21 protein-coding genes are annotated in these 24,675 nt (G+C 45.9%); 20 read left to right on the top strand and 1 reads right to left on the bottom strand.

Features of this window, described 5'->3' with window-relative positions; genetic code table 11:
* The first annotated feature begins 3 nt into the window (after window positions 1-3).
* The 12 genes from HHL16_RS00320 (at window position 4) to HHL16_RS00265 (ending at window position 12,223) form a co-directional block, all read left to right on the top strand.
* Window positions 4-498, top strand: a complete 495-nt coding sequence (locus HHL16_RS00320) for an NAD(P)H-dependent oxidoreductase subunit E (protein WP_169423156.1) — start codon at window positions 4-6, stop codon at window positions 496-498.
* Window positions 499-521: 23 nt separating this feature from the next.
* Window positions 522-992, top strand: a complete 471-nt coding sequence (locus HHL16_RS00315) for a copper resistance protein NlpE (RefSeq protein ID WP_169423155.1) — start codon at window positions 522-524, stop codon at window positions 990-992.
* A gap of 61 nt (window positions 993-1,053) precedes the next feature.
* On the top strand, window positions 1,054-2,412 hold the full coding sequence (gene nuoF / locus HHL16_RS00310) for an NADH-quinone oxidoreductase subunit NuoF (RefSeq protein ID WP_169423154.1): 1,359 nt from the start codon (window positions 1,054-1,056) through the stop codon (window positions 2,410-2,412).
* A gap of 19 nt (window positions 2,413-2,431) precedes the next feature.
* Window positions 2,432-3,520 carry a 2Fe-2S iron-sulfur cluster-binding protein gene (locus tag HHL16_RS00305; protein WP_169423153.1) on the top strand — a complete coding sequence of 363 codons (1,089 nt, stop codon included), beginning with the start codon at window positions 2,432-2,434 and terminating at the stop codon, window positions 3,518-3,520.
* Between the two features lie 9 nt (window positions 3,521-3,529).
* Complete coding sequence (nuoH, locus tag HHL16_RS00300; protein ID WP_169423152.1) at window positions 3,530-4,591, top strand: NADH-quinone oxidoreductase subunit NuoH; 1,062 nt, start codon at window positions 3,530-3,532, stop codon at window positions 4,589-4,591.
* Between the two features lie 24 nt (window positions 4,592-4,615).
* A complete protein-coding gene (nuoI, locus tag HHL16_RS00295) occupies window positions 4,616-5,173 on the top strand; it encodes an NADH-quinone oxidoreductase subunit NuoI (RefSeq protein ID WP_169423151.1) in 558 nt (185 codons plus the stop codon).
* A gap of 11 nt (window positions 5,174-5,184) precedes the next feature.
* The gene (locus HHL16_RS00290; RefSeq protein WP_169423150.1) at window positions 5,185-5,688 is read left to right on the top strand and encodes an NADH-quinone oxidoreductase subunit J; all 504 of its coding nucleotides are present in this window, start codon (window positions 5,185-5,187) and stop codon (window positions 5,686-5,688) included.
* Between the two features lie 19 nt (window positions 5,689-5,707).
* A complete protein-coding gene (gene nuoK / locus HHL16_RS00285; protein ID WP_169423149.1) occupies window positions 5,708-6,040 on the top strand; it encodes an NADH-quinone oxidoreductase subunit NuoK in 333 nt (110 codons plus the stop codon).
* Between the two features lie 10 nt (window positions 6,041-6,050).
* Complete coding sequence (gene nuoL / locus HHL16_RS00280; protein ID WP_206022191.1) at window positions 6,051-7,967, top strand: NADH-quinone oxidoreductase subunit L; 1,917 nt, start codon at window positions 6,051-6,053, stop codon at window positions 7,965-7,967.
* A gap of 11 nt (window positions 7,968-7,978) precedes the next feature.
* Window positions 7,979-9,445 (top strand): NADH-quinone oxidoreductase subunit M, encoded by a 1,467-nt coding sequence (locus HHL16_RS00275; RefSeq protein ID WP_169423148.1) that lies wholly within the window; start codon window positions 7,979-7,981, stop codon window positions 9,443-9,445.
* A 21-nt stretch (window positions 9,446-9,466) separates the two neighbouring features.
* Complete coding sequence (locus HHL16_RS00270) at window positions 9,467-10,849, top strand: NADH-quinone oxidoreductase subunit N (protein WP_169423147.1); 1,383 nt, start codon at window positions 9,467-9,469, stop codon at window positions 10,847-10,849.
* A gap of 96 nt (window positions 10,850-10,945) precedes the next feature.
* The gene (locus HHL16_RS00265) at window positions 10,946-12,223 is read left to right on the top strand and encodes an ABC transporter permease (RefSeq protein WP_169423146.1); all 1,278 of its coding nucleotides are present in this window, start codon (window positions 10,946-10,948) and stop codon (window positions 12,221-12,223) included.
* 577 nt (window positions 12,224-12,800) lie between these two features.
* Here HHL16_RS00265 and HHL16_RS00260 read toward each other — a convergent pair.
* On the bottom strand, window positions 12,801-15,329 hold the full coding sequence (locus tag HHL16_RS00260) for a zinc-dependent metalloprotease (protein WP_206022189.1): 2,529 nt from the start codon (window positions 15,327-15,329) through the stop codon (window positions 12,801-12,803).
* Between the two features lie 313 nt (window positions 15,330-15,642).
* Between HHL16_RS00260 and HHL16_RS00255 the strand changes: the two genes are divergently transcribed.
* From HHL16_RS00255 to HHL16_RS00220, 8 genes are all read left to right on the top strand, one after another.
* Entirely contained in the window at window positions 15,643-16,503 is an 861-nt protein-coding gene (locus HHL16_RS00255; protein ID WP_169423145.1) for a MotA/TolQ/ExbB proton channel family protein, read from the top strand.
* A 137-nt stretch (window positions 16,504-16,640) separates the two neighbouring features.
* Window positions 16,641-17,315 (top strand): biopolymer transporter ExbD, encoded by a 675-nt coding sequence (locus HHL16_RS00250; RefSeq protein WP_169423144.1) that lies wholly within the window; start codon window positions 16,641-16,643, stop codon window positions 17,313-17,315.
* Window positions 17,316-17,344: 29 nt separating this feature from the next.
* The gene (locus HHL16_RS00245; RefSeq protein ID WP_169423143.1) at window positions 17,345-17,881 is read left to right on the top strand and encodes a biopolymer transporter ExbD; all 537 of its coding nucleotides are present in this window, start codon (window positions 17,345-17,347) and stop codon (window positions 17,879-17,881) included.
* A 55-nt stretch (window positions 17,882-17,936) separates the two neighbouring features.
* Entirely contained in the window at window positions 17,937-18,773 is an 837-nt protein-coding gene (locus HHL16_RS00240) for an energy transducer TonB (RefSeq protein WP_169423142.1), read from the top strand.
* A 139-nt stretch (window positions 18,774-18,912) separates the two neighbouring features.
* Window positions 18,913-19,737: an energy transducer TonB gene (locus HHL16_RS00235; RefSeq protein WP_169423141.1), complete on the top strand. Its 825-nt coding sequence runs from the start codon at window positions 18,913-18,915 to the stop codon at window positions 19,735-19,737.
* A 99-nt stretch (window positions 19,738-19,836) separates the two neighbouring features.
* On the top strand, window positions 19,837-21,222 hold the full coding sequence (gene mnmE / locus HHL16_RS00230; RefSeq protein ID WP_169423140.1) for a tRNA uridine-5-carboxymethylaminomethyl(34) synthesis GTPase MnmE: 1,386 nt from the start codon (window positions 19,837-19,839) through the stop codon (window positions 21,220-21,222).
* Window positions 21,223-22,075: 853 nt separating this feature from the next.
* The gene (locus HHL16_RS00225; RefSeq protein WP_169423139.1) at window positions 22,076-23,323 is read left to right on the top strand and encodes a hypothetical protein; all 1,248 of its coding nucleotides are present in this window, start codon (window positions 22,076-22,078) and stop codon (window positions 23,321-23,323) included.
* Between the two features lie 150 nt (window positions 23,324-23,473).
* On the top strand, window positions 23,474-24,535 hold the full coding sequence (locus tag HHL16_RS00220) for a hypothetical protein (RefSeq protein ID WP_169423138.1): 1,062 nt from the start codon (window positions 23,474-23,476) through the stop codon (window positions 24,533-24,535).
* Window positions 24,536-24,675 lie beyond the last annotated feature (140 nt).

Raw genomic sequence — 24,675 nt, 5'->3', positions numbered from 1 at the left:
TTTATGGTACAGTTTTCAGACGAACAGTTAAAGAAGGTGCAGGAAATAGTAGAGCGCTATCCTGATGGAAAACAGAAGAGCGCGCTCATCCCCGTATTGCACCTCGCGCAGGAAACTTTTGGAGGATGGCTCAGTGCAGAATCACTGGACTATGTGGCCTCCCTCCTGAAAATCGAACCCATCGAAGTATACGAAGTAGCTACTTTCTACTCCATGTACAACCTGAAACCCGTAGGACGTTATGTTTTTGAAGTCTGCCAGACAGGGCCGTGCATGGTAAAGGGAAGTGACGATATTGTCGATCATATCAAAACAACACTCGGTATTGGTGTTAATGAAACCACTGCCGATGGTCTCTTTACACTCAAGACCGTTGAATGTCTTGGTGCATGTGGATACGCGCCCATGATGCAATTAGGAAAACACTTCCGCGAACATCTCACCAAAGAAAAGGTAGATGGCATCGTGGCAGAGTTGAGAGCAAAGGCAGGCAACTAACCACGTTCACCAAAACCAGGTATATGAAAAGAACGCTTGTTTTGCTGGCCCTGATAACCTCCGTAGCATTTGTTGCCTGCAATGATGCCGGAAAAAAAGAGCCAACCACCACAGACGGCGCAACAACAGACACCAGCGCAGCGAAGAAAGAAGTTGATATGCACAATGCAGAGAACGCTCTCGACCTCGATGGAAAGTATGAAGGAACATTACCCTGCGCCGATTGTGAAGGAATTAAAACAACACTGACACTGAACAAAGACAATCAGTTTACTCTCAGCGAAGAGTACCTCGGTAAAAAAGATCCGATGAAATTCGATTCGAAAGGAAAATGGGTTGTTAATCAGAATACCATCACCCTGCAGTTCGACAAAGAATTGCAAGACCGCAGGGTGCAGTACAAAGCCGGCGAAGGACGCATCTGGTTGCTCGACCAGGAAGGGAAGGAGATCACAGGTGCACTGGCCGACAAGTACATGCTGACAAAAAAATAGTAAAACGGAAAAGTGGGGGAGTTTCCACCTCCCTCATTCTTCTAACATCTTAACTGAATCAATGGGACGCAAGTTATTATTAGAAAAAGCGCACGTAGAAGGCATTCGTACCTACGAGGTGTACCGCAGAGAAGGTGGCTACCGCAGTGTTGAAAAAGCACTGAAAACCATGAGCCCCGATCAGGTGACCGAAGAAGTGAAGAAGAGCGGACTGCGTGGCCGTGGCGGCGCAGGTTTCCCTGCCGGGATGAAATGGAGCTTTCTCGCTAAACCCGAAGGAGTACCCCGTTATCTTGTGTGCAATGCCGACGAATCGGAGCCCGGTACTTTCAAAGACCGCTACCTGATGGAGTTTCTTCCGCACCTGCTCATCGAAGGCCTCATTGTAGCTTCTTACGCCCTCGGTTCAGAAAGAACATACATCTATATCCGTGGCGAATATGCCTGGATCGTAGACATTCTGGAGCATGCCATTGCAGAAGCAAATGCCAATGGCTTCCTCGGAAAGAACATTTTAGGCACGGGCTTCAACTGCCAGATCTATGTGCAGCGCGGAGCCGGCGCTTATATCTGCGGAGAAGAAACGGCGCTCATCGAATCACTCGAAGGAAAGCGCGGTAACCCCCGCATCAAACCACCGTTCCCCGCGGTGAAAGGTCTCTGGGATTGCCCTACAGTGGTGAACAACGTTGAAACGCTCGCAGCAGTAGTGCCCATTATCGATATGGGTGGCGAAGAGTATGCGAAGATCGGCGTAGGCAAATCTACCGGAACCAAACTGATCTCTGCCTGTGGCAATATCAACAAGCCCGGCGTATACGAGATCGACATGACCATCTCAGTAGAAGAATTCATTTACAGCGACGAATACTGCGGAGGCATCGCCAACGGAAAAAGGCTCAAAGCCTGTATCCCCGGAGGTTCTTCCGTTCCCATCCTTCCTGCCAACCTGCTGCTGAAAACAGCAAAGGGTGAGCAACGCATGATGAACTACGAAAGCCTGTCTGATGGCGGGTTTGCAACCGGTTCAATGATGGGATCAGGCGGATTTATTGTACTGGACGAAGACCAGTGCGTGGTTCGCAACACACTCACGCTCGCCCGTTTCTACCGTCACGAAAGCTGCGGACAATGCAGCCCATGCCGCGAAGGAACAGGATGGATGGAGAAGATCCTGAAGAACATCGAAACCGGAAAAGGAAAGATGAGCGACATCGATCTGCTCTGGGATATCCAGCGCAAGATCGAAGGCAATACCATCTGCCCGCTCGGTGATGCCGCTGCATGGCCTGTTGCCGCAGCCATCCGCCACTTCCGCGACGAATTTGAATGGCACGTTAATAACCCCGTTGAAAGCCAGCACAGGAATTTTGGTCTTGCTCATTATGCAGACCCGCTTCCTGTACCAGTAACAGCGTAATCACATCGAACCGAATTATATGGCCGAGGAAAAGAAATTATTTAAGGTTACGATAGACAATATCACCATTGATGTTGAGCCGGGAACAAGCATTCTCACTGCTGCCCGTATGATTGGAGGTGATGTTGCTCCACCAGCCATGTGCTACTACAGCAAACTGAAAGGCAGCGGAGGTAAATGCCGTACCTGTCTGGTTGAAGTAGCCGCAGGCTCTACAGCAGATCCGCGTCCCATGCCTAAGCTGGTAGCCAGCTGCCGTACCAATGTAATGGACGGAATGGTGGTGAAGAATATCACCAGCGAACGTGTGGTGGATGCACGCAATGGTGTGGTAGAGTTTCTGCTGATCAATCACCCGCTCGATTGCCCTGTGTGCGATCAGGCCGGCGAATGTCACTTGCAGGATCTCAGCTACGATCACGGTAAAGAGGGTACCCGCTACGAATTCCAGCGCCGTACTTTCAAGAAGCACGATCTGGGACCATACATCCAGCTGCACATGACGCGTTGCATTCTCTGCTACCGCTGCGTGTTCACTGCAGATCAGCTCACCAACAAGCGCGTGCATGGCGTTCTCGACAGAGGCGACCACGCAGAGATCGCTACCTATATCGAAAAATCGCTCGACAACGATTTCATCGGAAACGTAATCGATGTTTGTCCTGTTGGAGCCCTTACCGATAAAACATTTCGATTCAAGAACCGCGTATGGTTCCTGAAACCGGTGAACGCTCATTGCGAGTGTACAAAGTGTAAAGGAAATGTAACCCTCTGGTACCGCGGTGAAGAAGTGTTCCGTGTTACTGCACGCAAAGATCAGTGGGGTGAAGTGGAAGACTGGATCTGTAACGAATGCCGTTTCGAGAAGAAGAAAACTTCCGACTGGATCATCGAAGGACCTGCACATATCAGCCGTCAGTCTGTGATCTCACAAGGCCATTACGAGAAACTGGTAATGCCCAAAGAAACCATGCCCGAAGTGATGGGTGGCCGTCAGCCAAGACTGCTGATGGATATCCACGATGTAAGTGGAGTGAACAGACCAGATGTAGACCTCAGCCAACTGCCGGGGCCTGCACATAGCACAGATTTTCCCAAGCAATCATAATAACGCACGATGCAGTATTCTTTGTTAGCATTTGATTGGTTTTTTCTCATTGAAAAGTTGGTGTTGATCATCGGCATTGTATCGGTATCTCTCGTTATTGCGATGTATGAGACTTATGCCGAACGTAAAGTGGCAGCCTTCATTCAGGATCGTATCGGTCCTAACAGAGCTGGCCCATTCGGTATTCTCCAGCCACTGGCGGATGGTATGAAGCTGTTCATGAAAGAAGAGATCATTCCCAACACATCGAACAGAATGCTCTTCATTCTCGGTCCCTGCCTCGCGATGCTCACAGCAATGATGACATCCGCAGTAATTCCATGGGGCGGAACCATCGATTTCTTCGGCAGACAAGTGCCGCTGCAGATCACAGATATCAATATCGGCATCCTCTACATCTTCGGTGTAGTGAGCATGGGCGTATATGGCATCATGATCGGTGGATGGGCATCCAACAATAAATTCTCTCTGCTCGCCGCACTGCGCGGCGCATCGCAGGTGATCAGCTACGAACTGCCCATGGGCCTCGCACTGATCGCATTGCTGATGGTAACAGGTTCGCTCAAAATGAGCACCATCGTAGGCGGACAGCTCGACAGCATTTACAACGTGGTGTATCAGCCGCTCGGCTTTTTCCTTTTCCTCGTTTGTGCTTTCGCAGAATGTAACCGTACTCCATTCGACCTTCCTGAAGCAGAGAACGAACTGAACTTCGGGTACCACCAGGAGTACTCTTCCATGAAACTCGGTTTCTATCTTTTTGCAGAATACATCAATATGTTCATCAGCAGCGTGCTTATGTCGACGCTCTTCTTCGGAGGATACGACATTCCGTTTGTAAGTGATCATAATCTGGTAGAGAGCATCGGACAAAACTGGACTGCATTGTTGCAGGGGCTGACATTGTTTGCGAAAACCGCAGGCTTTATCTTCCTCTTCATGTGGGTTCGCTGGACCATCCCGCGTTTCCGCTACGACCAGCTGATGAACCTCTGCTGGAAAAGAATGATACCTTTGGCGCTTGCTAACATGCTGATCACAGCCGCCGTGGTATTATGGTTAAAAAAATAACAGAACACAAGTAATAGTAGTTATATGCAATCATTAACGAGCAGAGCGAAACAGGTGGACAGAAAGCCCATGACCTTTCTGGAGAGGATCTACGTATGGGAGATCTTCAAGGGCATGATGATCACGCTGAAGCACTTCTTCAAAAGGAAAGCAACTATTCAGTACCCCGATCAGAAACGTGAGTTCAGCCCGGTATTCCGCGGACTGCATGTACTGAACCGTGATGAAGAAGGCCGCGAACGCTGCACTGCATGCGGACTCTGTGCCGTAGCCTGCCCTGCAGAAGCCATCACCATGGAAGCTGCCGAGCGCCTGCCCGGAGAAGAAAATCTCTATCGCGAAGAAAAATATGCAGCCAAATATGAGATCAATATGCTGCGTTGCATCTTCTGCGGACTCTGCGAAGAAGCATGCCCCAAAGATGCCATCTATCTCAGTGAAACATTTGCGCCGAGCAATTATCAGCGTAAAGGACTGATCTATCCGAAAGAAGATCTGCTCATCCCCAATCCTGTTACAGAACCAGAGGAATACAAGAAAGCCGTAGGCATCAGGAAAAAACAACAAGAAAAGGCGAACTAAACCATACACTAATGAGCGCAACAGTTTTTTTATTTTATTTTCTCAGTGTGCTGGCACTCGGTAGTGCAATTATGGTGGTTGTCAGCCGTAACCCGGTTCACAGTGTATTGTGGCTGATCGCAACATTCTTTGCCATCTCCGGTCACTATATTCTGATGAACGCACAGTTCATCGGTATCGTAAACCTGATCGTGTATGCAGGAGCCATCATGGTACTCTTCCTCTTCGTGATCATGTTGATGAACATGAATGCAGATTCTGAACCGAAGAAGAACAAATGGCTCAAACTGGCCGGTGTGGTTTCCGGAGGATGTCTGCTGCTGGTAATGGTAGCTGCCCTCAAATCAGCCGAAGTGAAAGGCCAGCTGGTTCAGATGAAAGACGGAGATATCGGTCTCATCGCCAATCTCGGTAAAGCATTGTTCACAGATTTTGTAGTTCCTTTTGAAATAGCCAGTGTGCTGTTCCTCAGCGCCATGGTAGGTACCGTAGTGATAGGAAAGAAAGGCGACTAATCCCATTTCAAACAGTTGTATGAAGATCGAATATTACATCGTATTGTCACTCGCGTTGTTCTGCATCGGAATTGCCGGTGTACTCACACGCCGCAATGCCATCATCATCTTTATGTGCATTGAGCTGATGCTGAACGCAGTGAATTTATTGCTGGTTGCATTCTCCAAGATGCACCATGTTGCTGAAGGTGCAAAGAATGTAGCAATGGCCGGCATCGACGGTCAGCTCTTTGTATTCTTCATCATGGTGGTTGCAGCTGCTGAAGTGAGTGTGGGACTTGCCATCATTGTGATGATGTACCGGAATACGCATTCAGTTGATGTTAATTTTTTGAACAGGTTGAAACATTGATGCCCGATTTATGAAGAACATTTTGCAATTAGTCTGGATGGTGCCTGTACTTCCGCTGATCGGTTTTCTGATCAACGGACTGTTCCGCAAACAGCTTTCCAAACCATTGGTCAGCCTCGTTGGCTGCTTGTCTGTACTGAGCTCCTTTGTGATCAGCGTCCTCATCTTCCTGGATGTAAAGAATGGTCATACGGGCGTAGTGAACTATTTCGATTTTATTAGTGTGGGTAAACTCCATATTCCATTTGCCTTTCAGGCCGATCAGTTGTCTGCGCTCTGGCTGCTGGTGGTAACCGGTGTTGGTTTTCTCATCCATTTATATTCTACAGCATACATGAAAGATGAAGAGCCGCAGCATTATGCGCGCTACTTCGCTTATCTGAACCTCTTTGTGTTCTCCATGCTGTTGCTGATCCTTGGCGCCAACTTCGTTATCATGTTCATCGGTTGGGAAGGCGTGGGTCTCTGTTCTTACCTCCTCATCGGATTCTGGTTCAAGAACAACGAGTACGGAAACGCTGCCAAGAAAGCTTTTATCATGAACCGTATCGGTGACCTCGGTTTTCTGCTCGCCATTTTCTGGATGGTCCTGAAACTCGGAACCGTTACTTATCACACAGGAGATAACACCGGTGTGTTCGATTTGGTTTCAAAATTGTCAACTTTTGATATTACCGGCATTACGCTCCTGCTCTTCGTAGGCGCTACCGGTAAGAGTGCTCAGATTCCTCTTTACACCTGGTTGCCCGATGCGATGGCTGGTCCTACTCCGGTATCAGCACTGATCCACGCCGCAACGATGGTAACAGCAGGTATCTACATGATCGCAAGAAGCAATATCTTGTACACACTCGCTCCCGTTACACAAACAGTGGTAGCAGTGATCGGTCTCGCTACAGCATTGCTCGCAGCAACCATCGCACTGAAACAAAACGACATCAAAAAAGTACTGGCTTATTCAACTGTGAGCCAGCTCGGATATATGTTCCTCGGCTTAGGTGTAGGCGCTTACACCGGAGCGGTATTCCACGTAATGACGCACGCTTTCTTCAAAGCCCTGTTGTTCCTTGGTGCCGGTTCTGTGATCCACGCTATGCATCATGAGCAGGATATCCGCAACATGGGTGGACTGAAAAAGAAACTGCCTATCACGCATCTCACCTTCCTCATCGGATGTATCGCCATTGCAGGTATTCCTCCGTTCTCAGGTTTCTTCTCCAAAGATGAAATTCTGGCGGCTGCCTATGCCAACAATCCGATTTACTGGTACCTGGGTGTTGCAGGTGCATTGATGACGGCTTTCTATATGTTCCGTCTCTATGCTACTACCTTCCTCGGACAATTCCGCGGAACGGAAGAGCAGAAACATCACCTGCATGAGAGCCCGCTCTCTATGACCTTCCCGCTGATTGTGCTGGCTATCCTCGCTGCGCTTGCAGGTTTTGTAGGAGTGCCGGAAGTGCTGATGCCAAACTCACATGCATTGGGCGAATTCCTCGCACCGATCTTTGCTGACAGTGCTAAACATGCACATGCGCATCACCTCGATCATAGCACAGAGTATGTGCTGATGGCTGTTTCAGTTATTGGTGCAGCTATCGCCATCATATATGCGATTTTCCGTTTCACCAGAAAGCCCGATCTGCAGGAAGCCACCGGCTTCGGCAAAGTGCTCGCTGATAAATGGTATGTAGATGAATTCTATAACGGAATCATCGTTCGCCCGCTCAACTGGTTGGGCAAATTCCTGAACACCTACATCGAGAAAGGATTGATCGACTGGGTAGTGAATGGAGTAGGCCGTTCCGTGAACTACCTGAGCCGTCAGGTTCGTCTGGTACAAAGCGGACAGGTGGGCAGCTATGTATTATTGATGGTATTAAGCATACTGGTATTCTTTGTGATCCAGTTTTTCCTGAAGAAATAATTATAATTTAAATGATACCTGTTTTACTGATTGTAATTCCGTTGCTGAGTGGATTGGCTACTTTTCTCATCAAACAGGAAAAGGGAGCGAAGACATGGTCTTTGCTGGCTTCACTGATCACACTGGTTGTTTCCGTTATCGGCATAACCATGGTGAAAGATAAAGCCGCCCTGTCTGCCAATCTCGAATGGTTACCCATGCTCGGCAGCAGCTTTTCAGTAACACTCGACGGAATGGGACAGATCCTCTGCCTTCTTACAGCAGTGGCTTTCCCCATGATCTTCCTCGCAACCTGGAACGCATCATATAAGAATGCAAAAAGCTTCTACGCACTGATGCTGCTTGGTCAGGCCGGCCTGATGGGCGCATTTCTCGCACACGATGCATTGCTGTTCTACTTCTTCTGGGAACTGGCGCTGATCCCTGCATACTTCCTCTGCTCTCAGTGGGGTGGAGAAAGAAGGATCGCCGTTACCATGAAGTTCTTCATCTACACCTTTGTGGGATCACTGTTCATGCTCATCGGAATTATCTATGTGTACTTCCATGCCGGACAGAATTTCTCCATCGAAAGTTTCTATAGCGCAGCACTGAGCCCCAAAGAACAGAACTGGTTGTTCTGGTTGTTCTTTGTAGCCTTTGCCATCAAGATGCCGATATTCCCGCTGCACACATGGCAGCCCGATACATACGAACAATCGCCCACCGCTGTAACCATGGTACTGAGTGGTGTGATGGTGAAGATGGGATTGCTGGGTGTGATCCGCTGGCTGGCCCCTGTTCTTCCCATGGCTACATGGCAGAACGGTGATACAGTAGGTCTGCTCTGTGTGATTGGAATGATCTACGCTTCGATCCTTGCCATTCAGCAGGATGATCTGAAACGACTGATCGCTTACTCTTCCATCGCGCACGTAGGACTGATGTGTCTCGCAATATTCGTAACATCTGAAAAAGGCATGCAGGGTGTGATGATCCAGATGTTCAATCACGGCATCAACGTAATTGGATTGTGGATTGTGGTAGAACTGATCGAACGTCAGTTCGGAACAAGAAAGATCTCAGAACTGGGAGGTCTCGCGCAGAAAGCACCTGCACTGGCTATACTGCTGGTAGTGGTGTCACTGGCCAACGTAGCATTGCCGCTTACCAATGCCTTTATCGGAGAGTTCCTGTTGTTTACAGGCGTATTCACTTCTACAGTTTCTAAAATGGGTCCAGTATTCACTGCAGTAGCGGGTTTGAGCATCATCCTGTCTGCCGTGTATACACTGAATATGATACAAAGGGTGTTTTTTGGCAACACCAACCAGCTTACAGCATCTGCACATGATATCCGTTCAAACGAAAAGATTGTGCTGGGCATTCTGGTAGTAGCCATTCTGGTTGTGGGAGTATATCCCAAACCTTTCCTGGAACTGACACAGGGCACTGTGGAAGCCATCATGAGTAAAATGATCACGAAACATCCAATTTAAGCGAAAGCATAGATTTAAGTTATGAATGCAATAGTAATATCGGCTATCTGGGGAGTGATAATGATGTTTAGCGGAGCGTTCAGCAAGAACCTCAAAACGGTGCGTGCATTATCCATTGTTGGAATAGCACTGCTGTTTGTGGTGAACCTGCTGGAACTGTATGGAACCCATCTGTTCACTGTAGATACCAAAGGCATGCTGCAATTCGATAGTTTCGGATTGCTCTTTAACGCCATCGCCATCGGATCTACCGCGGTGTACTTTCTGCTGAATGGCCGCGATATGGAAAAAGTAGGGCTGCATGTAGCCGAGTATTATGCACTCATTTTCTTTGTGCTTTGCGGTATCAGCATTGCATCGAGTTTCAGTTCACTGCTGATGCTCTTCCTCGCTATCGAGATCATTTCCATTCCGCTGTACATTCTCACTGGCGCGGATAAACGCAATCTCAAAAGCAACGAGGCCAGCTTGAAATATTTTCTGATGGGTGCATTCTCCACCGGCATCATGCTGATGGGTATCTGCCTCATCTTCGGTGCAAAAGGATCTTTCAGCATCGAACAGATTGCATTGGGCGACGGCACCCTCACACCAATGGTGGGCGCAGGTTTGCTGCTGCTGATGTTCTCCCTCGCTTTCAAAGTATCTGCTGCACCTTTCCATTTCTGGACGCCCGATGTATACGATGGTGCTCCCACCGTATTCACCTCTTTCATGGCTACCATTGTGAAAGCCGGTCTCTTCATCGCCTTCATCAAACTGTTTGGTGATGCCTTCGGAGAGCTGCACGGACAATGGCAGACACTGATTGCTATTATCACAGCGGCTACCCTCATCATCGGAAACCTCACTGCGGTGTTTCAGCAGAGCGTGAAGCGTATGCTGGCTTACTCCAGTATCGCGCAGGCGGGCTTTATGCTCTTCTCACTGGTTGCATTGAACGGAATGGGAAGAGAAGGTCTTCTTTATTACACACTCGCATACAGCATCCCAACGATCGGCATCTTCGCCATTCTGGTGCGTATGAAAGATTATACATTCGAAGGCTTCAACGGACTCGCCAAACACCAGCCGGTGCTGGCCGCCGTTACTTCCATCTTCCTGCTGTCTTTGGCTGGTATCCCTGCCACTGCGGGTTTCATGGGTAAATTCTATATGCTGTCTGCAGCCATTCAAAATGGTCATGTAATGTGGCTGGTGATCATCGGCATCATCTGCGCCGCTATCAGCGTATACTATTATTTCCGTGTTATCCAGGCGATGTACTTCAAAGAAGGAGACGCACAGGAACTGGAAACAAGCAGCTTCCATAAGGGATTGCTGGTACTGATGGCTGCATTTGTGATCTTCATCGGTATCCAGCCGCAATGGCTGCTGAACCAGTTATATACTTTCTTTTCCTAATTCATTTGCTGTAGCATTCCGACCGCTGGTACCATTCCGGCGCAGTTTCTAAGCTGATCCCGTAATATTTCTTACATTAGTAAGACATATAGATATATGAAACTCCGGGACACTTTTGCACTGGCCTTCCGAACCGTTAGAGGCAATAAACTGCGTACAGGACTCACCGTGGCTATTATTGCCTTCGGCATCATGGCCCTTGTGGGCATCAGAACAGCCATTACTGCCATGGAACAGAAGTTCGTGGAAAGCTTCTCCGCGATGGGCGCTACGGGCTTTACAGTGCGTTACCGTGAGCCTCGTTTCCGTTTCGGAGGCGGCGACGAACTGAAGAAAGAAAAGAAAGGAGAGAAGAAGGAAAAGAAATCGAATATCGGCAAGCCTATCACCAAGATACAGGCCGAACTCTTCAAAGAGAATTTCAAGTTTCCCGCACAGATAAGTCTCAATTTGTTCGGCGCGCAGGATGCCGTTGTTTCTTCCGGAGGCAAGAAGTCGAACCCCAACACACGTGTATACGGCGGAGATGAAAACTACCTCGATCAGAACGGATTCAAAGTGGCTTATGGCCGCAATCTCAATCAGCTCGATCTTTCAACCGGCCGCAACGTTTGCCTGATAGGAGCAGATATAGTAAAGAAATTTTTCGGAGATGATCTGGAACGTGCGGTAGACAAAACTATCAAGATCAACAATATTCCATTCCGTGTGGTGGGAACCCTGAATGCAAAAGGATCTACGCTCGGCATGAGTCTCGATAATGTGGTGATCACTTCTTACAACAACGTGCGCAGGTTCTTCAACTCCAATCCCAATGCGAGTTTCAGCATACAGGTGAAAGTGCCCAATATTCAGCTGATGGATGCGGCAACGGGCGAAGCCATCTCTACTTTCAGACCCATCCGCAAACTCACCACAACAGAAGACGATAATTTCGCGATAGACAAAAGCGACAGCTTTGCATCGATGCTGCTGGGACTGCTGAGCAGTCTTACCATATCTGCATTGGTGATCGGATTTATTACGTTGCTGGGTGCAGCGATTGGTCTCACCAACATCATGCTGGTAGCTGTAACTGAACGAACCAAAGAGATTGGGTTGGTGAAAGCGATTGGAGGCAAGGCTGCGAATGTACGCTGGCAGTTTCTCTTCGAGTCTACCATCATCAGTATATTCGGTGCGATCATCGGAATCATACTTGGGGTGCTCGTAGGAAACCTCTTCTCCATGTATCTGAATACAGGCTTTGTAATTCCATGGGGCTGGACCATCGCTGGTATTGTGATTTGTACACTTGTGGGATTGGTAGCAGGGCTTTATCCTGCAAGAAAAGCTTCGAGATTGAATCCGATAGAAGCGCTGCGTTACGAGTAAACGCCTCCGTGGTTTATGCAAAACACGGTGCAAAATATGCCGGCCAGAGTGGTGGCTCCGGTGGGCTAATATCAGGGAGGATTAAGCTTTTTGTACTATTCCCATCTTTCGTGCAACATATTTTGATACCGGTTTCGCATATACCCCTCCGGCATGAGGTCCGCTGGATGTGCGAGAGAGTGCATCGTTTATACGGTTCATCTTCCTGCATGCGCGCGGCATAATAACCCCACTGATCTATTGTTTACTTCAAAGTTTCTATAAGAGGAGCTGATCGATTTTATCAATGCAGTATCCTCACTTCTGCTTTTCTGCTCAATCGGGCGGTTTCTTTATTGCTTCACCTTCAGCGAGCCGGAGGCAGGCGGGTCATCCATTCAGGGCATTAAAATATGTTGCACGGAAGTTTGGAATAGTACTACAGTTCTATCCTACCTACTATAGCTCAATCGGAGTCACCACTCTGGCCGGCATATTTTTCGCCATGAATGGATGACCCGCCTGCCTCAAATAATTTCAACAAAAAGAGCCGCCCCAAAGGGAGCGGCTCTGCTTTCAGTAATATGTTGCAGAAGATCTAGTTCTTAGGATTCAGCATCTTTTCAATTCTGTCGTTCAGATCCTGCAAATGATATTTAGTCATCTTATCTGTGTAAGCAGGTATGGCTGCTGCGATCTCTGCTTTCAATGCGCGCAGGGTTCCTTTTGCGAGTGAGGACACATCAGATTTTTTAGTGTCTGTTGTGTTCATTCCGGGAAAGTTCAGCACGAGACCCGTTGCAGGAGGAGGATTGAGAATTGCTCCCAATCTTTCTACATAAGATTTCTGCAGATTGCGGCGATAGTTGTCTACCGGCTTGCGTGCAGCGAGCTCGGAGAACACTGCTTTTTTTACATCATCCATATATTCGTCTGCTCTGTAGGCAGTGGCTTCGCGGTTGGCAGAGCCGATGAGTCTTTGCAGACGTCCGGCACTTAGCATGGAACCCAGAACGTTATCCTGAAGTGAAGAGAGTTTGTCGGTACCTGCAGGAGATGCGATTCTGTCAAGCACAGTTTTTTCGAGCAGCCATGTGGGTGTTTCGAGCACCTGCTTCTGCAGGAATGCAACGGCCTCTTTCTGCAATGCTTTAGGAACTACGGTGTATACGTTGCCGGGCTGATCGGTGGTTTTTGAATCGGTGTAAACACCTCCGATATAGGTAACGGCATGGCCCATGTAACGGCTGAACTGGCTGAAGAGATCGTTGTACACATCACTGAGTGTGGTGTAGTCTTCGCCTTTTTCGTTTAACCATCCCTGTAATTTAGGGAGGATCCATTTCAGGTTCTTGATACCGTATTCGTTGGCCTTCATGTTATTGTCGCCAAGCACTTCGGTCTGAGCGCGTGGATCGATTCCATCCTGATGGATGAAACGTAGGCTGGGATTGGCATAGCGGGTTTTTACCCATTCGTTGAGGATCTCTTTTTCTTCGTTTTCGGTTTTACCGAAAACGGGTTTGTATCCCCATTCGATAGACCAGAGGTCGTATTCGCCGATGCGTGGGAAAAGTCCAACCTGACTGATATTATCTTCCGGCTGTGCCACGTAGTTGAAACGGGCATAGTCCATGATACTCGAAGTATGTCCGTTTGCTTCTACCCAGGCTTTGTCGCGGAGTTTCTCCACCGGAGTGGCGGCAGAAGATCCCATGTTATGCGGAAGTCCCAGCGTATGGCCTACCTCGTGAGAAGAAACGAAGCGGATGAGCTGTCCCATCAGTTCATCATCAAAGTTTGCTTTGCGTGCTTTGGGATCGCTGGGTGATGCCTGCACAAGGTACCAGTTGCGGAGCAGGTTCATTACGTTATGATACCAGTTGATATGCGACTCGATGATCTCGCCGCTGCGTGGGTCATGCACGTGAGGGCCGCTCGCATTGGGGATTGTAGAAGGTTTGTATACGATGGCTGAGAAGCGTGCGTCTTCGAGGCTCCAGGTGCTGTCCTGCTGTGGAGTAGGCGCCACTTTGGCCATGATGGCATTTTTGAAACCTGCTTTCTCGAAAGCTTTCTGCCAGTCGTTCACACCCTGAATGAGGTAAGGCACCCATTTTGCAGGCGTGTTGGGATCGATGTAGTAGATGATGGGTTTTGCTGGTTCAACCAGTTCGCCGCGTTTGAGTTTTTCAGCATCTTCTGCATTCTTTGGTTCGAGTCTCCAGCGGGTGATGAGGCTGATGTCTTTCACGCCCTGCGGATCTGCGTCGAAGTCGGTGTATTCAGTGGTGAAATACGCTACTCTGTCGTCGTAATAGCGAGGTTTCATCGGCACTTTAGGAAGCAGCACCAGCGAGGTGTTCAGCTCGAAAGTAGCATTGCCTCCGCTGGCTGCAGACGGCATGCCTGGCATCATTGGTGGGGGAGGAGCTTTGGAATATGTTTTTACGGTTTTGATTTCTGTGTTGATGGGATAAGATCTCACATCAACGATGTACGATTTATCGGGCTGCATGCCACCGAGGCGTAAGGCAGTTTTGATATAGGGAGCGAAGAAGAAGATGTCGTTGTCGCCGGAAATGAAGTCGGTGATCTCGAAAACGGCGCCTGCGCTGTCTTTTGAAACGGCTTTCACATCGAAGGATGCAGCGATGGGCTGAATGTTATTGATCTGAACCGTTTTGTACATGGGTTTGGTAGAATCCTTTGCATACACCGAATAGGAGATATTGCGCAGGAAGATCTTGTTGTTGGGGCCTTTCTCGAAGCGGATAACGTTCTCATTGATTTCGTCTCCGGCAAAACCCATGAATCCGCTGCGGGTGTCGATGGGCGCTTTGGAGATTCTGTTTACAACGAGGATATCTCTTCCGATAAGGGAATCCGGCATCTCGAAGAACCATTTATCGTCCACTTTATGAACGGAAAAAAGTCCTTTACGGGTGATGGCCTTATCGGTGATCACCTCTTTAAAAGGTTTTGGTCCGGGTTTTTGGGGAGCAGGCGGGGCAGCAGGGGGAGCTGTGGGGGGCGCCTGTTTTTTGTCCTGTGCAGCGGCTGAAATAGCGATGCAGCCGGCAGCAACCAGCAACATTGCTTTGGACAAGCAGCGGTTTCTTCTCATGTTTGAATTAGTTTTAAAGAACTGAAGTTAATGAAAGCAGCTTCTTAACGGCGCGATGGATTACACCAATGGTCAAAAAAGATTGTTGGGTTAAATGCTTTTTAAATTAAGATCAGAAAGCACGCGGTTTTATTCAACCAATTGCCTTATTTTTAGCACCTCATACACTAAATTCCTTATCTTGTGAGCCTTTGACGAAAATATTTTCCAATTAAAATGTTGGAAAAAAATTAGATTTCGTTAGAATTGTGGGCCGAATTTTAACTACAGATAGACTTAAATTTTTTTCAAACACTAAAAAAAACAAACAATCATGGCTGAGACAAAACCAACTGCCACTCCCGTGAAGAGTAGTACATCGGTTCAACCCAAAAAGAGAAGCAACTCTATTTCCTGGCTGGCTCCGGTGATTTGTATCATCGCTGGTTATGTAATCTGGAGATTTGTTCTGGGTGCTGACGGTAACTTTGCTAAACCCGACCCTAATGGCGGATTCTGGCCTCATCACCAAGGACCAAAGAGTGGCATTGTAAAAATGTATGAAGGTGGTATCATCGTGCCTTTCCTGATCGCCCTGTTCCTCATCGTAGTAACATTCGTAATCGAGCGCGCGCTGACCATCACAAAAGCTACCGGTTCAGGTAACATTGCTGAGTTCATCCGCAAAGTACAATATCACCTGGCTAACAAAAATGTTGATCAGGCTATTTCTGAGTGCGACAAACAAAAAGGAAGTGTTGGTAATGTAATGAAAGCCGGCCTCCGCAAGTACAAAGAAATGATGTCTAACACTGAGCTTGACACTGAGCAGAAAGTACTGGCTATTCAGAAAGAAGTTGAAGAAGCAACTGCACTGGAACTGCCAATGCTCGAGAAGAACCTCGTGTTCCTTTCTACAATTGCATCAGTAGCTACCCTCGTAGGTCTGCTTGGTACTGTAATTGGTATGATCACTTCATTCTCTGCCCTCGGTACTGAAGGTGGTGGTGCAGCAGCTGCTGAACTGTCACGCGGTATCTCTGAGGCTCTGTATAACACAGCACTGGGTATCGGTACTTCAGCTGTGGCGATCATCTTCTACAACATCTTTACTACAAGAATCGACGCAATCACTTACGGTATCGATGAGTCTGGTTTCACTTTAACCCAAAGCTTCGCTTCTCTCTATAAATAAGGAGAACGAGCATCACCTGTTCTATCTGTCTGCATCTCTTTTTGCCTTCAAACCGTAAAAAAAATCAGACCCTACGGAAATGGTGATATGGAAATTGGCTGAATAAGCATCTTAAAACAAATTGAAACTATTACATCATGCCAAGAGTTAAAGTCCCACGGAAGAGCACCTCTGTAGATATGACCGCTATGTGCGACGTGGCTTTTCTTTTGCTGTCGTTTTTCATCCTTACAACTAAGTTCAAAGCATCTGATGCTCTGGCTGTTACAACGCCTAAATCTGTATCCACCAAGGTTGTGGATAACAAGAATGTGGTGTTGATCACCATGGATAAAGAAGGCAAGGCTTATATTTCTTTAGGGGATGAAGACAAGGATGAGAAAGAAGCTGTCATTGATCTGATCGATCAGTGGAAAGGGCTGAGTCTCACTGCCGCAGAAAAGAAGTCATGGCTGGCGCCTTCATCTTACATTGGTGTACCGTTTTCTCAACTGAAGTCCTTCCTGCAACTGACCCCAGACCAGGTTAAAAACTTTAAATCTCCAGGTATTCCGGTAACGGATACTGCCAATAACGAGATGGAAATGTGGGTTAGAGCAGTGCAAAGCGCTTATCAGGGAAAGAAAATGAATCTGTTGCTGAAAGGAGACAACGACGCAAAATATCCTGTATTCAAAGGAATTATGACGGCGTTGAAAAAGAATGAGATCTTCAAATTCTCTATGGTAACCGACCCTCAGGGCGTACCGGAAGGAACTGATCTCTGGAAAACTAACCAGCGCAATCCTGGTAAGGCCACAGACGCTGAGTAAATCTATTATTAATTTAAAAATATTGCGATATGGCAGAAATGGATACCTCGTCGGGTGGGGGACATAAGAAGGGGCCAGGCGTCAAGAAAGGGAAGAAGCTCTCTACAAGAGTAGACCTTACTCCCATGGTGGACCTGGGTTTTCTCCTGATTACGTTCTTCATTTTCACGACTACCATGAGCGAACCTACTGCTATGAGGCTTTTCCTGCCGAAAGACACGGAAAAACCTGAAGATCAGAACAAGGTTAAGTCGTCCGGTGCACTCACCATCATGCTTGGAAAAGACAATGGTGTGTTCTACTACGAAGGTGAACTTCTCCCAGACGGATCAAACTTCAAAAGCTCCGGCTTTAAAGATATCCGCCAGGAAATCATCACCAAGAAGAAAAGCACCAATCCGGAAGACTTCGTTGTTGTGATCAAGGCAGGTCCTGAATCTACTTACAAAAACACAGTAGATATTCTGGACGAGATGGCGATCAACGAGGTAAAACGCTATGCATTGGTGGATATCGTTGATGTGGAGCTCCAACTGATGAAGGCAACTGAAAATGCCGGCAAATAGTGGTGAGTTTCATATGGAATCGAACATTCATTGCATCTTTTAACAAAGAACAAGTATGGAAACCAATAAAATATTAAGCGCTGATATTCTTGATATCGTCTTCGACGGACGAAACAAGGATTATGGTGCTTATCAACTGCGTAAATCGTACAATAAGCGCCTGAGTATCGCGCTTATCAGTACAGCATCGGTTTGTATCCTGCTGTTCGCAGGTTACATCCTTGCCAACTCCTTCAATAAGAAGGACGACGCTAAGGAGATGGTGGTGCAGGACGTGCAGTTGGAGGAGATCAAACAGGAAGAAAAGCGGGAAGAACCGCCACCTCCGCCTCCCCCAAAACCACCAGAACCACCTAAGGTTGAAATGGCTAAATTCACTCCTCCCAAAATCGTAAAAGATGAGGAAGTAAAGGAAGATGAAAAGCCACCAGAAGTAGAAAAACTGGAAGAAACCAAAATCGGTACCGTGAATCAGGAAGGTGTGAAAGATGAAGGTATCGTTGCACCCCCGGTAGAAGATGCCGGTAAAGGTGTGGTTGAAGCACCCAAAAAAGTTGAAGAAGACTGGGATAAGACCTTCACCAAAGTGGAGATCGAATCAGAATATCCCGGCGGTGCTGCAGCCTGGCAACGTTACCTGAACAAAACACTCCGTTATCCTCAGGAAGCTATCGATAACGAGGTTCAGGGTACAGTGGTAATCCAGTTCATCGTAGACAAAGAAGGTATGGTATCAGAAGTGGAAGCCATCAGCGGCCCCGAAGAACTGAGAGCAGAAGCCATCCGCGTAATCAAGAAGAGCGGTAAATGGGAACCTGCTGTACAGAACGGTCGTAAGGTGAAATCCTACAAGAAGCAACCGATCGTCTTCCGTCTCGAAACTGAAGGTTAAGACTGAAAAAGTAAAGCATATTCAAAACCCTTTCGTGTAAGCGAAAGGGTTTTTTTATTACGTCGAAGTATATTCGAAAATTGATTCAAAATCTGTGGAAATGCAGTACTGGTGCGTCTTATAGACAAATCATATTGCCATGGAACTTGCTAAAATTCTAACCGCAGATGTACTGGACATCGTGTTCGAAGGCAGGAACAAAACTTACGGAGCTTATGAGTTACGCAAAACTTATAAACGCCGCATGCTCCTTAGCCTCGCCGCCACCGGTACCATCATTCTCCTCTTTGTTGGTTCGATGTTGCTCGGCAACCGACCCGGTGAACACCAGATAAAAATGATCGTTATCCCCGACGATCAGAAACTCGCCAAAATTGAAGAACCGGAAAAACTTCCGCCCCCACCTCCCCCCAAGCCGCCAGAGCCGCCAAAGCAGATCGAGATGAAGCAGTTTGTTGCCCCTATCATCAAGCCAGACGATCAGGTGAAGCCAGATGAAAAACCACCCGAAGTAGCTGAACTGGAAGACGTAAAAATCGGCAACACCAACCAGGATGGCGTAAAAGACGACAATATTGTACCTCCTCCCCAGGCCGATGCAATAGGCAAAGGAATTATCGAAGCTCCCCAAAAAGTAGAATCAGACGAGCCTTTCATGAAAGTAGAGATCGAGTCTGAATACCCCGGCGGAACCGCTGCCTGGCAGCGATACCTGTACAAAAACATCCGCTACCCGCAGGATGCACAGGATAGTGAAATTCAGGGTACTGTAATGGTTCAGTTCATCGTGGACAAAGAAGGCAATGTCTCTGATGTAGAAGCCATCAGTGGCCCCGAAGAATTGCGTGCAGAAGCTGTTCGCGTGATCAGAAAAAGCGGTAAATGGATTCCGGCCGTTCAAAACAAAAACAAGGTAAAATCATACAAACGCCAGCCGATCGGGTTTAAACTGAACATCGAATAGCATATTCTAATCGCTAACCTTTCCGATCCTTTCTGCCGGTAAAAGGCAGAAAGGATTTTTTTACGCCTTCCGTCTTACTTTTGCCGAAATACAAATCGTATGCTGGGAAAGCTGTCAGGATGGGATGATACAATTGTTGCACTCGCTACCCCCACAGGTATCGGGGCAATCGGTGTGATCAGGCTAAGCGGTTCAGATGCCTTCAGAGTGGTGAATGAGCTCTTCCCTTCCAAAGATCTGCAGGCGCAGCCCAGCCATACGCTGCACGTAGGATTTCTCAAAGATGGCGATCAGGTGCTGGACGAAGTAGTGGTGGCCCTCTTCAAAGGTCCCCGCTCATATACCGGTGAAGATGTAGTGGAGGTTTCCTGCCATGGTTCGCCCTACATTCAACAGCAGGTAATTCAATCCTGCGTAAGCCGCGGCGCGAGGCTGGCCAAACCCGGAGAGTTTACTCAACGTGCCTTTCTCCATGGCAAACTTGATCTGGTTCAGGCAGAGGCGGTGGCTGATCTCATCGCCAGCAACACAGAAGCATCCCGCAAAGCGGCATTGCATAATATCCGTGGCGGATTCTCCGCCGTGCTGCAGCAACTTCGCGACCGTATGCTGCAATTCTCCGCACTCATCGAACTCGAACTCGATTTCGCACAGGAAGATGTTGAATTCGCAGATCGCAGTCAATTCTTCAGTCTGATCAACGAAGCAGAAAGAACAGTGCAACACCTGTTGCAGTCATTCCAGTTGGGTAATGTGATCAAGAATGGCGTACAGGTAGCCATAATCGGAAAACCTAATGCCGGAAAATCAACGCTTCTCAATACACTCCTCAATGAGAACCGCGCTATCGTAAGTGATATAGCAGGAACTACAAGAGATACAATCGAAGAGACACTTAACATTGATGGGATATTGTTCAGGTTGGTTGATACTGCAGGTATTCGTCAGCATACGAGCGATGTGATAGAAAGCATCGGAGTAGAAAAAAGCCTCGAAAAAATGCGGCAGGCAGATGTGGTGATCTATCTCTTCGACGCGAATGAAACAAGTGTAAATGAATTGAGTGAAGTTGCTGCAAATATGCAGGAGCAGAGCATTCAGTTCCTGCTTGCAGGAAATAAAGCAGATAAGTCTGATGAGACTTTACTCGAAGAGAAATTTTTAGGATTTGAACATATCACTTTCATATCTGCAAAATCGGAGTGGAATGTGGATGAGTTGAAAGAAAAATTAGTGGAGATGGTATTGCATGGATCGGTGCAGACAGAAGGTACTGTGGTAACGAATGCAAGACATCAGCATGCGCTGCAACAGGTAGCGTCTTCGTTGTCGGATATACATAGGGGATTGGATGATAAGATACCGGGTGATTTGCTGGCGCTGGATATAAGAAGGTGTTTGCATTATCTGGGTGAGATTACGGGAGAGATCTCGAATGAGGATAGGTTGGATTATATATTTAGTAAGTTTTGTATCGGGAAGTAGACTGCATGTACTGGTGATGCGTCTTTCAAGCGATTTACGCTGATAATGAAAGGATTCTATTTGCCTTTCATTGCCCTTCTCTGCCTTTTTTAGCCTTATTGTAGTTGTTAAGTTACTACCTGGAATTTACAGGAAGTTTATGTTCACTACTCTGAAAAATTGATACGGTATGATACCCAATGATACCGTTAGCTTGCTCATCTGTCAATACTCTTACAAAGAAATGAAAAAAAAGCTTTTGATATATACGTCCAACAAGAGGTATCGGAGTTTCTTTGTTGTCAATTGCAGTTTTCACCCCGAAAATCCATAAAAGAAGGAGCGGGATTAGTACCATCATTGAGGAAGTTTCCCCATAGAATAAATCCGAATCGAAAAGTTTGAAAATAATATAGAAAAATATACAGGTGATGTATATACCAAGGGATTGTCGTAGGTGGAATAAAGCGATTGGGTCTTTCTTATCATTGCCTGAATAAACGAAAGACGCAAGAATAAAACCAAAAGGAGTCATGTAAAAAATGGGCGCTAGGTTCTTAAACATTCGGAAATATATATCAGAATTCGTTTTATTCAAAACAGAAACTAGGAAGTTGTCTATTGTGATTTGTCTTAAGAATTCCAAACACAATAAGCGAAACAATGAGTAGTAATATGAGATTCTTACAAGTTTGAAAATCTTGCAAAAAAGGAATTCATATCTAAGACAAGCGTTACACAATGCTGTTCTGATGCCTGCGCAAAGCGATATTATAAGCTGAGAAATCAAATAAAGCAAAAGCCTGAAGGGGATTATTCGTATCCACTTCAACTAAAATCGAGAATTCACCTAATTACTAGCAAAAATTGAAAAATGATGAGTCATGTGTTTATGCCATCTGATGAACATCTAAAAGTGCATGGTTTTATCCAACTTGAACCTGAATCTTTCGAGAAATCAGAATTTAACCGTGCGCAAATTATAACTCAATGGAAAAATAAAGATGTTATTCTTTCCCTGGAGCAAGATTCAGATGAGGTTCGCACTATAGTTTTTGACAAACTAACTCCAGGTTTTAGCCTTAGATTGAAATCACAACGGGAATTGCTTGAAATATTACATTGGTTGGAGCAGGGAAAAACGATAAACTATTTGATGCAGCTTGAACAGGAAAGACGCGAGAAAGAGGTGATAAGAATGGAAGAGTTAAGAGAAAACCCGCCTTATCTGGAAGATTACCGATACAATAACATTGGAGGCTCCCATTTTCTATTCACATCAAAGCCCGATCTGAAAATATTTATGCCCTACCAGCATCACCTGCAACTGGCGTTTCGCTATACAATGAACGATCTGGCTAAGTTAGAAAATGCTAAAGATACTGTACATACAGGCGTGGAATCGCACACTGCAATTAGCCTTTGGTTTTTGACGCTTGAATCTTATATAAATGCCTTGATTAAGTTATGCTGCGTAAAAAAGAATGAAGATTTTGGACATTATAAGAGGCAAACCTTGCCCGGCAGGTTAAGTTCACTTCTTCAATTTTTGGAAATTGATAGAAAGGACTTTAATAAAAACAAAATCATCCCACAGCTTGATGAGCTTTGCCAGTTCAGAAATGAAATTTTTCACGATAGGCATTTTGGAGAAGAAATAAGATTCAAGCATACATCCCTTTCCCCGATTCCTATATTCAATTGTCAGATCGATGAGATACAAGCAATTAAGATTTTAGTTGAAATTGCAAATATGCTTCGGTTTGCGATTGATGGACTTGATACTATGCCGACTGTGATCTTGCACACACATGCTGTCGCTTGGGTTCATCTGTCTGAAGTTTATCAGAAAATAATTCAACCGTATGTGACATTCATCTTAGAAAAGCACCACATGAGAACACGATTGAGGCTGGAAATGGAAGAGCCACTTAATTTTCGAAGCACTGTTTTTGAAAAAGGAGATATACTTTGTTTGGTTCAAGTAGATCAAGAGCCGGAATTTGAATTTTGGTTAAACTCAGAACAAACCTCAATGGGTAATAATTTATATAAAGGCTATATGGATAGCTTAAATCTTAAACCTGATACATTATTATTTCCTAAAGTGACGCTGGTATAGAGTGTAGAAAGGGCCCTTAATTCCCACCTTTTATTTGATAAGTGTTCCTTACCTGTTACGAAATACTACCAATTCCACATCTTACGTTTCTTATAACTTTCTGTTTCGGGAAGTGAGAGACTAGTCATTATTTTCCCTCAATTACTAAATTTGATTGCCATGATTTCTCTGCCAACTTTTTTTGTCCTTACGTCTGAAGGCGAATCTGTTTTGCCAGATTCAATGCAGCAAAAAATAACACATAATCGAAGAAAAGATTCAATGCTGTATTTAGACGCAAACGTATGTCTTGATCTCCTAAATTATTTTAATGGAGCAGGTTTGATGGATGACAAAATTACTAATGTTGAGACCCTCATTTTCTTTTGTCAACACTATAAAATTAGCGTAGTGCCAAAATTTGGAGCAATGGAATTGAGCACAAACAGGGAATTAAAGACGCTTGACCTGAACAAGTATCAGGATATTGTTAACAAAATTACTTATGTTTTCGATAAGCCCTTAAGTCGCTCTGAAAAACTAAAAGAATGGAATCCCCCATACACTGTGGAGGTTAATCAAATGGACATTCTATCCTTTAATGCATTCTATCCCTTACTACTTATTAGCTACGTAACCCTTCTCGAACTTTATATTATTTGTAAAGAAAACAATCCTCGGGAAGCCAATATTCGTCAGAATTTAGAACGATTTTGTCATTGGTGCGAGTATGAACTTAATACTTCAATGGCTTCAGAAATTTTACTTGCAACAAGGATATTTGGTGGTGTTTCAGAATTTAGAAGAATGGTTGATCTTGATAAAAAAACAGCGTCTGTTAATGGTGTATTGCAGACTATTTGGGGTACAGCCTGGGATTTCTTTCACATGAGAATGTTACATTTATCAGATATCAACCCTGATATCGATCATAAAACCTATTTGATCACACAGGATAAAAATATTTTTTCATTATTTAAATCCTGTAATCTTGAAGGCGCGGTTACATTTTCTGGTACTCCTTCCAGGTCTTTCGTAAGCAGTGAGTTAAAGTTGCATTATAAGAATGATCTTGCTTCTAGTGTTATTGAGGATGTTTTAGAAGAATTTTTTGTTAAGCGAACAACAAAAAAACTGCTGGATGGAGAATTTGATATTGAGAGTGTGTATAGGATTAAAAACGAATTAGAAAGAGATATTCAAGGATTAATTATGAAAGACCAGCTTGCTTAAATATTCATTTATCCGAAAAATATTTTTTTTTGAATACCTGACTTGTCGTAACTGCCAAGGCCCGCACTTCCCTTTGTTTGCTCATGTAATTCTCTAAATCTGTACTTACTCATACTACTTAACTTCTTCTCGTTAGCCCA

Source organism: Pseudoflavitalea sp. G-6-1-2, assembly GCF_012927185.1.
In the GTDB taxonomy this organism is placed as follows: domain Bacteria; phylum Bacteroidota; class Bacteroidia; order Chitinophagales; family Chitinophagaceae; genus Pseudobacter.
This window is presented reverse-complemented; position numbering and strand designations above follow the sequence as displayed.